Raw genomic sequence first — 11,642 nt, forward strand, 5'->3', positions numbered from 1 at the left:
GCTGTGGTTCGCGCTGGACCGCCGCGCCTGGAACTACCTGGTGGTCGTCCCCGCCCATCCCGGTGCCCCCGCGCAGGACGCGGCCCAGGCCCTGATGGAGGCCGGTGCGCCCTACCCGGAACCTCCCCTGCGCCTGGTGGACGCCACCGGCATCGAGCCCGCCGGCGCCCCGCGCATGGTCCAGGAGGTGCGCCGCCGCGTGGAGCAGGGGGAGCGGGTCATCGTGGTCATCGACTCGCTCCTCACCCACCCGGCGAGCCTGCCGCTGGCCCTGGCCGCGGACACCGCCCTGCTGGTCGTCACCCTGGGCGAGACGGACTTCGGCTCCGCGCAGAAGACCCTCGCCCTGGTGGGCGAGGACCGCTTCGCCGGCAGCGTCACCTTCCCGCGTCCGACCAAGAAGTGGTGGCAGAAGCGCGCCGCCGCTGACGCAGCCAAGAAGAAGAAGACGCCATGAGCCCTTCCGACTCCCCCGCTGTCCCGGCCCCCCGGCTCAGCGTCGTCATCGCCACGTACAACCGGCTGCCCCTCATCACCCGTCTGCTCCAGCAGCTGGCCGGCCAGACGCTGCCGCCCGAGGAGTTCGAGGTGGTGGTGGTGGACGACGGCTCCGCCTCCGACGTGAAGGGCCCGCTCTCCGAGCTCAAGCTGCCCTACACCCTGCGCGTGGAGGTGCAGCAGAACGCGGGCGCCGCCGCCGCTCGGCACCGGGGCGTGCTGGCCGCTCGGGGCGCCACGGTGCTCGTCACGGATGACGACATGCAGGTGGCCTCCGACTTCCTGGCGCGCCACCTGGCCCACCATCCGCAGGGCTCGCGCAACGTGGTGCTGGGCCGCATCCGGCCGGATCCCGAAATCGGGGAGATGCCCCTCTTCGAGCGCTGGTACGCGCACCTCAACAACCGCATGGCGGAGGAGCTGTCCGTCCCCGGAGTGAAGGCGCGCGGCAACCACCTGTACACCGGCAACGTGTCCTTCCCCCGCGCGGACTACGTGGGCGTGGGCGGCTTCGACAAGACGCTGGGCCAGTCCGAGGACGTGGAGCTGGGCGTGCGCCTGGAGAAGGCTGGCTGCGCGTTCCTCTTCGCGCCGGATGCGTACGTGCTGCACGGCAGCGACCACGTCAGCTTCGAGAAGTGGATCCGCCGCGCCCACCGCTACGGCATGTTCGACACCCACGTCTCCGTGAAGCACCCGGACGTGAAGGGCGTGAACCCCTGGCGCCTCTTCTTCGAGACGAACCTGCTCTCGCGCCCGCTGCTCGCCTCCGCGGTGGTGGCGCCGCAAGCGTCCCGCCGGCTGACCGAGGCCGTGGTGAAGGCCTCCAGCGTGGCGGACAAGCTGGGGCTCACGGGCGCCGCGTACGCGGGCACCTCCGTGGCGTACGGCATGGAGTACCTGCGCGGGGCCCGCACGGAGGCCGGCGGCTGGGTGGGCGTCGCCAAGGGCCTCGCTCGCTACCTGCAGGGCCGGGGAAATCCCCAAGGATGAAAGCCATGTTCGGAGCCCTCATCTCGGACGCGTTGGAGATGGCCAAGGCGGCCACCGGTACGACGGACGCGAAGTCCATCGCCAAGGTGGTGCTGACCAGCGACTCGTACCGCATCACCGCGCTCAACCGCGCGCGGGAGGCGGCGCTGGCCTTCCACATCCCGCTAGTGAACCACGTGCTGCGCGTGGCCCAGACGGCGGTGATGGGCATCGAAATCGGCAAGGACGTGACGCTGGGCAAGGGCGTGTACTTCGTGCACAGCCTGGGCGTCGTCATCGGCGGGGACGCGCGCATCGGCGACCGCGTGCGCTTCTACGGCAACAACACCGTGGGCACCGCCAAGGACAACGGCTACCCCACCATCGAGGATGACGTCTGGATTGGCGCGGGCGCCCGCATCCTCGGCCCCGTGCGCATTGGCGCTCGCTCGCGCATTGGCGCGAACGCCGTGGTGCTCCAGGACGTGCCGCCGGACAGCGTGGCGGTGGGCATCCCCGCGCGCATCTTCCCGCGCAAGGACCTGGACGAGGTCCCGCTGTAACCGTCGCGCCGTCGTTCGTTGATCCGCTGTACCGGGTTCGTTCCGGGGGATGCGTTGAGGAAGGTCATGGCAGAGACGAAGCACGGACGGTGGAAGCGGACCGTCATCCTCACTTGCGCGGTGCTGGGCGGCGGCGCGGGCGTGGCCATGGCGCAGCAGGGCTCGACGAAGGGTGCTGCTGCTGCTGGGGACGCGGCGCCCGCCGCGCAGCCCGCCGCCACGGACACGGTGGCCGTGTACGACGGGGGCATCCAGGCCGGATGGAAGGACATCGGCTGGGCGCCTCGCGAACTTCCGAAGGGCGCGCCCGCGCGACTGCGGATGTTCAACTACGGCGGGTGGATCCTCTACCGGCCCAAGCTCCCGGGCGCGTATGGCGCGCTGAGCTTCCGCTTCACCGCCCCGGAGTCCTACGGCGAGTTCCTGGACGTGCGCCTGGACGCCCCCGGCGCCGCGACGTTCCCGCACGTGCGGATCAGCCCGGAGTTCATCGTCAAGAAGGACCGCGAGTGGGCGGAGGTCGTCGTGCCCATGGAGATCCTCAACCCGCGCAGTCAGCCCTTCGACCGCCTGGTGCTGCGCGCGTCGAAGGAGGTAGGCCGGGACTGGGTGCTCTTCGACAAGGTGGCCCTGGTGCCGCTGTCGCCTGACGTCGCCGCCGCGCGCGCGGCCGGTGGCGGGCGCATGGGCCGGGGCGACGGCCGCGAGTCGAAGATGATCATCGACTGCTCCGCGCCGTCCAAGCCCATCAACCCGCTCATCTACGGCATCGCGCTGGACGGCAACAAGGAGACGACGGACACGCACCAGTGGAAGCTGGGCGCCACCATCCGCCGCTGGGGCGGCAACCCCACGTCCCGCTACAACTGGAAGCTGGGCCGCGCGTGGAACACCGGCAACGACTGGTACTTCCGCAACGTGCAGCTGGGCTTCGGCGCGGATGACTTCCTGGAGTCCAACCGGAAGAACAACGTCCAGTCCGCGCTCACGCTGCCGCTCATCGGCTGGGTGGCCAAGGACACGTCCGCCGTGGGCTTCCCGGTGTCCTCTTTCGGCCCGCAGCAGGCCCAGGACGACACCGACCCCGCGGGCGGCAACGGCGTGCGCCGCGACGGCACGCCCCTGGTCCCCGGCGCTCCCACGACGACCAGCGTGCAGGCCCCGCCGGAGTTCATCTCCGAGTGGGTGAAGTCGCTCAAGGCCGCCAGGCGCGGCGTGAACATGTACATCCTGGACAACGAGCCCGCCCTCTGGAGCTCCACGCACCGGGACGTGCACCCTGAGCCGCTCACCTACGACGAGCTGCTCAAGCGCACCATCGAGTACGGCACCGCCGTGCGGAAGGCGGATCCGGAAGCGGTCATCGCCGGTCCCGCCGAGTGGGGCTGGACGAACTACTTCTGGTCCGCCGCGGACTTCGCTCCCGGCCGCCCGCCGTACACGGACCGCCGCGCGCACGGCGACGTGCCCCTTTTGCCCTGGTACCTGCGCGAGCTGCGCGACCACGAGAAGAAGACCGGCGTGCGCCTGCTGGACGTCGTGGACGTGCACTTCTACCCGCAGACCAACGTGGGCCTGGGCCTGGAGGGCGCCACCGACCCCGACACCAACGCGCGGCGGATCCGCTCCACCCGCGCGCTGTGGGATCCGACCTACAAGGACGAGTCCTGGATCGCCGAGCCCATCCAGCTGATCCCTCGTGTGAAGCAGTGGATTTCGGAGAACTACCCCGGCCGGGGCATGTCCATTGGCGAGTACAACTTCGGCGCCATGAAGCACATGAGCGGCGGCCTGGCGCAGGCGGAGGCCCTGGGCCGCTTCGGGCAGCAGGGGCTCACGTCCGCGTTCTTCTGGCAGTACCCCGCGGAGAACAGCCCCACGTTCTGGGCGTTCCGCGCGTACCGCGACTTCGACGGGCGGGGCGGCCGCTTCCAGGACAACGGCCTGTCCACCACCGCGGCGGAAGGCACCAGCCTCTTCGCGTCCCGCGATGCTTCCGGCAAGAAGCTCACCGCCGTGCTGCTCAACTTCGACCCCGAGCAGGCCGCCCAGGCCCAGCTGGAGTTCAAGGGCTGCGGCTCGCTCAACACCGTGCGCGTCATGGGCTACTCGGGCGCGCCGGGCGGTTTCACCGAACAGGCCACCGGCAAGCAGGCCGAGCAGACCCTGTCGCAGCGCCTTCCCCCCTACTCCATCACCGTGCTGGACCTCACGGTGAAGTGAAGACGACGCCTTGACCACCGTACACGCCCCCGCCGCCGCTTCCCCTCGCCCGCGCCTGAACATCGGCCAGCTCACCATCGACCAGCTCACGTTCCCGGAGGCCATCACGGCCATTGGCGAGCTGGTGGACGCGCACCAGGGCGGCTACGTCTTCACCGCCAACGTGGACCACGTGGTGCTCGCGGAGACGAACACGCGCTTCCGCGACGCGTACTCCAAGGCCACCATTTCGGTCGTCGATGGCATGCCCATCGTCTGGGCGTCGCGCATGCTGGACGTGTCCCTGCCGGAGCGCATCGCCGGCTCCGACCTCATCCTCCCGCTGGTGAAGATGGGCGCCGAGCGGAAGTGGCGCATCTTCCTCTTGGGCGCGGGCCCCGGCGTCGCGGAGAAGGTGGGCAAGCAGTTCCAGGCGGAGTACCCCGGCATCGAGGTCGTGGGCTGGGACTCGCCCATGGTGAACCTGGACGCGGGCGACGCGCAGAATGATCCCATCGTCGCGCGCATCCGGGAGCAGGACCCGCACCTGCTCTTCGTCGCGCTGGGCAGCCCGAAGCAGGAGGTCTGGATTTCCCAGGTGGCCCAGAAGCTGGGGCCCACGGTGGCCATCGGCATCGGCGCGGGGTTCGACTTCATCGCCGGCACCGCCAAGCGCGCCCCCGAGTGGATCGCCAAGGCCGGCTTCGAGTGGCTCTACCGCCTCACCCACGAGCCCAAGCGCCTGTGGCGCCGGTACATCCTCAATGACTCCCAGTTCGGGATCATCCTGCTGCGCGAGCTGTGGAAGCGCACTCGCGGTTCACAGGAAGGCTGAGTCCCTAGGGACTCGCACGACTGGCCGTATGTCCTTGATTTCTAAGGCTTGGGCGCTTTGCCCCTCCCTGGACAGTTACAGCCAAACTTGAGTATTCTAGCCCCGCACGCCTTTCGCGGGGTGCTTCTTCCAGCCGGACGCGGGTTTCGGATCACCGGGGCGCGGAGGTGAGGCGCGGGTGGACGGGCCGGGGTGTGCGCTGGGGGCCCTGAGCCTCGCGTCCGGGTGTGCCCACCCGTAGGCCCCTGGACGTTCCCTCATGTCATCAGCCGTATCCCGTTCGTCGCCCCGTTGGGCGGCGCGACTCGTCACGTTCGCGGTGATGGTGCTGTCGGCCTTCAGCCTCCCGGCCGCCGCCGCCACCAACACGGAGGCCACGCAGAAGGCCATCCAATTCCTGAGCGCGGACGTGGCCAACTGGACCACGCACGAGAACTGCATCGCGTGCCACCGCCAGGGCGCGGCGGTGTTCGGCCTGTCGAGCGCCAAGGCCAATGGCTACAACATGGCGCAGGCGGCGACCAACGGGCGCACGCTCCAGCAGAACCTGGACGCCATCACGGCGCGCATCAAGACGGACCAGCTGCCTTCCGGTCACTGGCTGTATCAGGGGTCCTCGTTCCCGAACTCCAAGACGGGCTGGGCGTCGTTCGGCCTGGCGGGCTTCGACCAGTACGTGTCCACGCAGTACAGCAGCGCGCTGGTGATGGCGGCCAACTGGGCGCTGGGCATGCAGCAGTCCAGCGGCCGGTGGAACGAGGACCACAGCGGCACGCCGGTGAACCACGGCAACGTGCCCATCACCGCGCGATACATCGTGGCGCTGGCGCAGGCGAAGCAGCGCGTGGACCCGGCGAAGGCGGCGCAGTACCAGGCGGCCATCGACAAGGCGGCCGCGTACCTGCGGGCCAACATCAACACGGCCACCACGGGCGTCTTCGACGACGGCATGCCGTACACGTTCCAGAAGTCGTGGGCCATCGTGGGCCTGAAGGCCGCGGGGCCGGGCGCCAATGGCGTGAACACCACCACCATCAACACGCTGGCGAACCAGCTCATCGCGATGCCCTCGGTGAGCGGCAAGGGCTGGGGGCGTTTGCCGACGGACGCGTCCGACGACTTCGCCACGGGCATCGCCGTGTACTCGCTGTGCCTCGCGGGCAAGGAGCCGGCGAGCAACGCGCGCCTGTTCAACGCGATTGAGTGGCTGAAGACGAAGCAGGCGGCGGACGGTGGCTGGGAGCCGGCGTCCCCGGCGCGGGACATCCCGACGACGTTCGCGTCGCTGGGCCTGGCGTGCTTCGGCGACTTCAGCGTGGAGGTGTCCGTGGTGGGCGAGGACACCAAGATGTTCTCCATCCCCAACCTGGAGCCGAAGGAGACGACCTACACCCTCAAGGTGAAGAACCACGGCTACCAGGCGGACACGTACACGCTGAGCACCGCGGGCGGCCTGCCGGGCTGGACGGCCACGCTGAGCCGGCCCACGGTGTTCCTGGCCTCCGGCGCGGAGTCCACGGTGACGGTGACGGTGCGTGCGCCTGCGAACCTGCTGCCGTCGCTCTTGTCGGAGGTCACGGTGACGGCGGCGTCGGGTGGCGCGGCGGGCGTGTCGGCGTCGGCTCGCGTGCGGACGTACACGCCGCCGGAGCCTCCGGTGACGGGCGTGGCGACGACGACCACGATTCTCTCTCCGGCGGCGAACGCGAGCGTGACCATTGGCAATCAGGCGACCTTGTCCGCGCGGGTGCGGAATGCGTCGACCAACGCCGTGGTGACGGGGTCGAAGAAGGGCGTGGTGACGTTCTTCGTGGCGGGTGTTGCGATTGGCGCGGATGACGACGCGGACGGCGACGGCGTGTTCTCCCTCAATTGGACCATCGCGACGGACACGTGGTCCGCCACGGGCGCGCAGGACTACCGTGCGGTGTATTCCGGCGTGACGTTGCAGCCGGCCAGCCCGAACCTGCTGGGCAGCACGGCGGCGCAGACGCTGGTCATCAATCCCTATCCGTACACGGCGCCGGAGGTCATCATGGGCAACCAGCCCGCGTTCCTCCGCGAGACGACGCTGAACGCGTGGGGCTTCGTGAAGCCGGCCACCAACGGCGCTTTCATCACCTACGCGGCGTTCATCGTGAACGGCGGCGCCCCGGTGGTGGTGAACCCCGAGCTGAGCGGCGGTCTGGTCTACGTGCCGGTGGAGCTGGTGGAAGGGCCGAACATCATCCAGCTCACGGGCCGCGACAACCTGGGCGGTGTCACCACGAAGCAGATCAACCTGACGGTGGATCGCGTGGCGCCGGTCATCACCATCCAGTCGCCGGTGTCTGGCCAGGTGGTGGGCGGGTTGGTGGATGTCATCAGCCAGATTGACGAGCAGACGCCGACGCGCGTGGAGACGCAGTGGGTGAACACCACGCTGCTGGAGTTCGGCACCGGTTCGGTGACGCACCCGGTGAGCCTGCCGAACTTCGGCGAGCAGGGTATCCTGGTGCGCGCCACGGACTCCGCGGGCAACGTGACGGAAGCCGTGGTGCATGTGTTCGTGGATTCCGGCTCGCCCACGGTGACGACGGACACGGCGGACGGGGCCACGTTCGGGCCGCGTGCGAACAACTCGCTTCCGTATGTAATTCGCGTGTCGTCCGTGTCCGCGACGACGGTGAAGCTTGGCGGCCAGCAGTTCCAACTGCCGCGCGGCGGCGGTGAAATCCAGACGTCGGTGACGCTGGCGTCGGGCGTGAACACGCTGACCATCGACGCGACGAACGAGGCGGGCCGCACGACGCGCGTGACGCGCACGGTGCGCTACGACACGCAGGCGCCCACGGCGACGATGGTGACGCCGACTCCGGGCGGCACGGTGGGTGGCGTGGTGACGCTGACCGCGCGGGTGACGGATGCGCTGAGCGGCATCAAGAACGTGGCGTTCACGCGGGACGGGTCGGGCATCCGCGCCGGCACGCTCCAGTCGAACGGCACGTGGACCGCGTCGCTGGACACGCATGAGTTGCTGGATGGCACGCACACGGTGGATGTGTGGATGACGGACTCGGTGGACAACTTCGTCATCCAGAGCTTCAGCTTCACGGTGAAGAACAACTAGCCGTCTGTCGTTGACGGCGGTGCCCCTTCGGGGCGGAGGGTCCTCACGGGCCTTCCGCCCCGTTGTCTTTGGGGCGCATGCTTGTCGCTATGAATGCGCACAGGGCCGGCGTGTGGATGTTGTTGTTCGTGCTGCTCACGGGCTGCGCCAGCGGGCCCACGGTGCGGTTGCGCACGGAACGGGGGACTACGACGTATGCGCCGGAGACTTGGGACCGGCGCGTGCCGGTCAGTGCTCGGGATTTCGAGGCGGCGCTGGCGCGATTGGTATTGGAGGTGCCGCTGACGGTGCGGTCACCGAGGGTGGTGCGCACGGTCGCGAAGAAGGGAGCGCAGCTGGACCTGGGATTCGGGTTCATGCTGCGGGACGGGTACGGACGGTGGTGCCGGGCGCATGAGGCTCCGGGGGACTGTCTGTCGTTGCTGGAGAATGGGGCGGGTTTCGGTGAGTTGGACCGGCTGACGCTCGCGGTGGGCATGTCGCTGGACCCTCTGCGCGCGAGCATCGGGGCCGCACTGCAGGACACGCTGAATCCGGAGTTCTTCGTGTCCGTGGTCTCGGGAGCGATTGCGTCCTGGGTGGTGCTGGCCGCGGCTCCGGAGCCTGTGTTCACCAAGGCCGCGGCGGTGATTGCCGCCGTGTTCCTGGCGTACGTGGGCGTGCAGTCGTTCCTTGCTGTGGTTCGCGCGTGCGGTGCGCTGAAGGATGCGACGGATAGGGCTCAGACGTTCCAGGAGCTGGAGGAGGCAGCGGAGGTCTTCGCGCAGGCACTGGGGCCGGAGGTGGCGCGCGTCTTCGTGCTCGCGGTGACGATGTTGGTGAGTCACGGAGTGACGGTGGGGCTGTCGTCGGCGCTCTCTTTGATGCCGCGCTTCCCGGACGCGGTGCGGTTGGGCTCGACACAGGCGGGTTTCAACCCGGCGCGCGTGTTGGACGTGAGCGCGGTGGCAGTGGTGGACGGCGTGGTGGAGGTGACGCTCGCGTCCACGGCGGTGGCCATGGCCACGATGGGCCCGCCTCTTCCGAGCAGCAGCGGAGGCCCAGGCAAGTGGGTGCAGGTGAATGAGGCGATGTCCAATCGAGCCCGCGACTATCAGGCCCAGGTGACTGGAGCGCCGAAGGGGTCCGCGTACCGGGTCAAGGTAGGAGACGAAGAGGTCGACTTCGACGGCTACGACCTGGTCGACGATTTGCTGCTGGAGGCCAAGGGCGAGGGCTACGCGAAGTTCCTTGAGAATGATGCGCAGATGAAGAAGTTCTTCACTGGGTTCGATGGACTTCGCGCTCAGGCCCGGCGTCAGCTGGCATTGGCGGGAGGAAAGCGCATCCGCTGGATCGTGGCGGAGCAACCCTTTGCGGATTTCCTCCGTGCGGCTTTCAGCCGTCTCCGTTTCAAGATTGAAGTCGTGCACATCTCTCCATTGCCTCCCGTCCCTTGAGGAGTCCGAGCCATGACCGAGACCTACTACGCGGGTTGCTACTGGCTGGCCCGGCCCGAACCGGTGGAGGACTGCGCCCGGCACCTGGAAGCCTTCCTCCGGGAGCTCGGCCCGCTCGAGCCTTCATGGAACCGCTGGCATGAAGCGGCGGACTCGTACGAAGAGGCTCGCAAGCTTCAGGTCCAGACGGATGCACCGACCCTGACGAAGCTCCTCGGCCGGAAGAGCAATCGGTCTCTCGACAGCTCCAACTTCTGGCTCTGGGCGGGCGAGAACGAGGATGAGACCTCCGCAGTCAACGGCTTCTGCGGGAGCTCATCCCCTCATGTGAACTCGGTGTGTGTCCTGGAACCGCCAGCCCGAGGCCCGGTCGCGGAGCGGGTGCTGACCGCGCCCGTCATGGCCCGCGTGGTGCGTGCCATGGCGCTCGCATGGAAACCCGAGTTCGCCCTGGCGACCTCTGAACAGCACCGGGACCTCGTGGCAGCGCCCTCTTCCGACACCTACGTCGGCTGGGTCACCTACCTCGCCGACTTCCGCGGGCCCGTGCCCCCGCTGCCCTCCTCCGTCCAGGTGGAGCACATCCCGGACCGGGGCACGCTCATCACCCTCACCCAGGAGAAGTTCAGCGTCTCCAACCCCGCCCACGTCGCCCTCGCCGCCGACGTCCAGGCGCGCCTCCAGGCGGCGGGGCTGCTCACCCCGCTTCGCCCCTGGGGCACCTGAGCCTTACCGCCGCCCGGCCTTCGAGAACCTTCTCAGCAGCGCCTCGTGCGCCGGGTGGCGGGCCACCAGCGCCTCCTCCTCCGGCAATTCGAAGTCCGCGAACTCGAACCCCGGCGACACCGTGCAGCCCACCAGCGTGTACGCGCCCAGCGACTCCGCCGCCTGCAGCACCCCCGCCGGCACCAGCACCTGCGGCTGATGGCCCTGCGTCACGTCCCGGCCCAACACCGGGGACTCCACCCGGCCGTCCTCGTGCACCAGGTGCAACGCCAGCGGCTCTCCGTCGTGGAACAGCCACAGCTCGTCCGCGCCCACCACCCGGTGCCACGCGGAGAACTCCCCCCGCTGCAACAGATAGTAGATGGCCGTCCCCGCGGACCTGCGTCCCCGCAGCGTCTGCACCTGGAACGCCGCGCGGTAGGTCTCCCGGTAGTAGCCGCCCTCGGGATGGGGCTTGAGGTCCAGCCTCCGCACCAGCTCTTCAACCATGGTGGGCACAGTCTAACGCCACGTCCCCTCAGGGCTTCTTCTTCTGCTGCTGCATCGCGGACGCCACCAGGTTCATCAGCTTCAACTGCACCGGCGTCAGCCTCCGCAGGTTGCGCATCAGCCGCCGCATCTCCGGCACGTCCTCTTCCGTCCGCACCCGGGGCTTCTCCTTCGGCGGCGGCGCCGCGAACTCCTCACCCAACCCCAGCAGGTCATGCGGCGGGATGTTCAGGACGACGCACAGACGGCGCAGGTTCTGGACGCTCGGCAGCATGTGGCCACGCTCCAGCCGGCCATACACCTCCGACGCCATGCCGATGCGGTCCGCCACGTCCGCCTGCGTCAGACCCAGCTTCACCCGCACGTTCCGTGCCGCCGCGCCGAGGATTCCCGCCAGTTCCGTGTCCATGCCCTTGTCCCGGGTGCGAAGCGCCTCCATGGCACCGGGCGCTGGGCATAACCCTGAAGGTCGGGTCATGTCACCTTACCTCTGGCGTTTTTTCCGCCTCCCCCATCCGACCCGGGACGTCCCCTATGAAACGCCCATCCTGCCCCTCTCAGGGGGTGGGCTCGGGCACGGGCGCGCGCCGGCGCTCGGCCGCGGTGAAGAGCAGGGCCATGGGCAGCCCCAGGAACACCGCGTGCCACACAATCTGGAGGAACTGCGGAACGCTCAGGAACCAGGGGAAGTAGCCGCGCCCCAGCAGTTGGAAGTTCACCAGCCACACGAAGATGCCGAAGAGCATCCCCACCGCCGCCTGGAACTCCCAGCGCCCCCGCCCGTCCAACGGCAGCATCGCGTCCAGCAG

Annotated in this window: 10 protein-coding genes and 1 pseudogene; 8 read left to right on the forward strand and 3 right to left on the reverse strand. The window is 69.0% G+C overall.

Annotation, left to right across the window (positions count from 1 at the left end):
- The 8 genes from D7V77_RS35975 to D7V77_RS36010 all read left to right on the forward strand — a co-directional run.
- On the forward strand, positions 1-457 hold a 457-nt coding region (locus D7V77_RS35975), incomplete at its 5' end, for a hypothetical protein (protein WP_120580783.1).
- The gene (gene epsD / locus D7V77_RS35980) at positions 454-1,491 is read left to right on the forward strand and encodes an exopolysaccharide biosynthesis glycosyltransferase EpsD (protein ID WP_120580784.1); all 1,038 of its coding nucleotides are present in this window, start codon (positions 454-456) and stop codon (positions 1,489-1,491) included. The genes D7V77_RS35975 and epsD, both read left to right, overlap by 4 nt.
- A gap of 5 nt (positions 1,492-1,496) precedes the next feature.
- Positions 1,497-2,033 (forward strand): serine O-acetyltransferase EpsC, encoded by a 537-nt coding sequence (gene epsC / locus D7V77_RS35985; RefSeq protein ID WP_169822113.1) that lies wholly within the window; start codon positions 1,497-1,499, stop codon positions 2,031-2,033.
- A gap of 66 nt (positions 2,034-2,099) precedes the next feature.
- On the forward strand, positions 2,100-4,256 hold the full coding sequence (epsB, locus tag D7V77_RS35990) for a GH44 family glycoside hydrolase EpsB (RefSeq protein WP_120580786.1): 2,157 nt from the start codon (positions 2,100-2,102) through the stop codon (positions 4,254-4,256).
- 10 nt (positions 4,257-4,266) lie between these two features.
- Positions 4,267-5,070, forward strand: a complete 804-nt coding sequence (epsA, locus tag D7V77_RS35995) for an exopolysaccharide biosynthesis glycosyltransferase EpsA (RefSeq protein WP_120580787.1) — start codon at positions 4,267-4,269, stop codon at positions 5,068-5,070.
- A 259-nt stretch (positions 5,071-5,329) separates the two neighbouring features.
- The gene (locus D7V77_RS36000; protein WP_120580788.1) at positions 5,330-8,179 is read left to right on the forward strand and encodes an Ig-like domain-containing protein; all 2,850 of its coding nucleotides are present in this window, start codon (positions 5,330-5,332) and stop codon (positions 8,177-8,179) included.
- Positions 8,180-8,268: 89 nt separating this feature from the next.
- Entirely contained in the window at positions 8,269-9,618 is a 1,350-nt protein-coding gene (locus D7V77_RS36005) for a restriction endonuclease fold toxin 5 domain-containing protein (RefSeq protein ID WP_120580789.1), read from the forward strand.
- 12 nt (positions 9,619-9,630) lie between these two features.
- Entirely contained in the window at positions 9,631-10,344 is a 714-nt protein-coding gene (locus D7V77_RS36010) for an immunity 52 family protein (protein WP_120580790.1), read from the forward strand.
- A 3-nt stretch (positions 10,345-10,347) separates the two neighbouring features.
- Here the strand turns inward: D7V77_RS36010 and D7V77_RS36015 are convergent, their stop codons facing one another.
- The 3 genes and pseudogenes from D7V77_RS36015 to D7V77_RS36025 all read right to left on the reverse strand — a co-directional run.
- A complete protein-coding gene (locus tag D7V77_RS36015) occupies positions 10,348-10,833 on the reverse strand; it encodes a cupin domain-containing protein (RefSeq protein WP_120580791.1) in 486 nt (161 codons plus the stop codon).
- Positions 10,834-10,861: 28 nt separating this feature from the next.
- Positions 10,862-11,242 carry a helix-turn-helix domain-containing protein gene (locus D7V77_RS36020; protein ID WP_120580792.1) on the reverse strand — a complete coding sequence of 127 codons (381 nt, stop codon included), beginning with the start codon at positions 11,240-11,242 and terminating at the stop codon, positions 10,862-10,864.
- Positions 11,243-11,390: 148 nt separating this feature from the next.
- Positions 11,391-11,642 (reverse strand): annotated as a pseudogene (locus D7V77_RS36025) (hypothetical protein); the annotation flags it as partial.

The sequence above is a fragment of the Corallococcus sp. CA041A genome (genome assembly GCF_003612075.1).
In the GTDB taxonomy this organism is placed as follows: domain Bacteria; phylum Myxococcota; class Myxococcia; order Myxococcales; family Myxococcaceae; genus Corallococcus; species Corallococcus exiguus.

What these genes read in the sequence shown, in the direction of transcription:
- epsD (WP_120580784.1), top strand. Translation starts at nt 454, where the DNA reads ATGAGCCCTTCCGACTCCCCCGCTGTCCCGGCCCCCCGGCTCAGCGTC.
- epsC (WP_169822113.1), top strand. Translation starts at nt 1,497, where the DNA reads ATGTTCGGAGCCCTCATCTCGGACGCGTTGGAGATGGCCAAGGCGGCC.
- epsB (WP_120580786.1), top strand. Translation starts at nt 2,100, where the DNA reads ATGGCAGAGACGAAGCACGGACGGTGGAAGCGGACCGTCATCCTCACT.
- D7V77_RS36000 (WP_120580788.1), top strand. Translation starts at nt 5,330, where the DNA reads ATGTCATCAGCCGTATCCCGTTCGTCGCCCCGTTGGGCGGCGCGACTC.
- D7V77_RS36005 (WP_120580789.1), top strand. Translation starts at nt 8,269, where the DNA reads ATGAATGCGCACAGGGCCGGCGTGTGGATGTTGTTGTTCGTGCTGCTC.
- D7V77_RS36010 (WP_120580790.1), top strand. Translation starts at nt 9,631, where the DNA reads ATGACCGAGACCTACTACGCGGGTTGCTACTGGCTGGCCCGGCCCGAA.
- D7V77_RS36015 (WP_120580791.1), bottom strand. Translation starts at nt 10,833, where the DNA reads ATGGTTGAAGAGCTGGTGCGGAGGCTGGACCTCAAGCCCCATCCCGAG.
- D7V77_RS36020 (WP_120580792.1), bottom strand. Translation starts at nt 11,242, where the DNA reads ATGGACACGGAACTGGCGGGAATCCTCGGCGCGGCGGCACGGAACGTG.